Source organism: Pseudomonas brassicacearum (assembly GCF_003732265.1).
Classification (GTDB): domain Bacteria; phylum Pseudomonadota; class Gammaproteobacteria; order Pseudomonadales; family Pseudomonadaceae; genus Aquipseudomonas; species Aquipseudomonas brassicacearum_D.
Genome location: NZ_MOBK01000197.1, coordinates 1 through 568, shown reverse-complemented (window position 1 = coordinate 568; position 568 = coordinate 1). Strand labels below are relative to the sequence as shown.

Here is a 568-nt window from a genome sequence, read left to right as displayed (position 1 = left end):
ATGTAGCCGCCATCATGGTTGTCGTGCGCCTTAAGCTGTTCGGGTCGCCAAACCCGGTGCTGAACATTCAGCATCGGATGAGCTTAGAAACCTGGGCTTTTCGGCGCAATCGGACGGCGGTGGTGCAAGTTGTAGGAAGTTGCCGAGAAGATTGAAGGGGTGGAGATCAAAAGATCGCAGCCTTCGGCAGCTCTTACAGGGGGAGCGGATTATTCAGCGGGTGGCGTCAGCTTGGCTTCCATCTCGGCAACCTTGGCTTCGAGACTCTCAAGTCGGGCGCGAGTGCGCGCCAACACAACCATCTGGCTATCAAACTCTTCACGGCTGACCAGGTCGAGTTTGCTGAAGGCACTTTGCAGCAGCATCTTGAACTGGCTTTCGATTTCGGCTTTCGGCAGCGGGGTGTCGCCGCTGAAGAGGCGGGAGGCGGTGCCGCTCAGGGCGTCGAGGAAGTCTTTGGGCGCGAGCATGGTGGATGTCCTGGAAACAATGGCCGGCAGTGTATCACGCAGTGTCTATAGTCAATCTCGTGGTCAGGGATGCACGCTTTTCGCGCAGGCGGACGGAT

At 57.7% G+C, this 568-nt stretch carries 1 protein-coding gene; it reads right to left on the bottom strand.

Annotated elements, in window-relative coordinates:
• Positions 1-209 precede the first annotated feature (209 nt).
• Positions 210-470 (bottom strand): accessory factor UbiK family protein, encoded by a 261-nt coding sequence (locus BK660_RS30805; RefSeq protein WP_007920416.1) that lies wholly within the window; start codon positions 468-470, stop codon positions 210-212.
• Between the last annotated feature and the right edge of the window lie 98 nt (positions 471-568).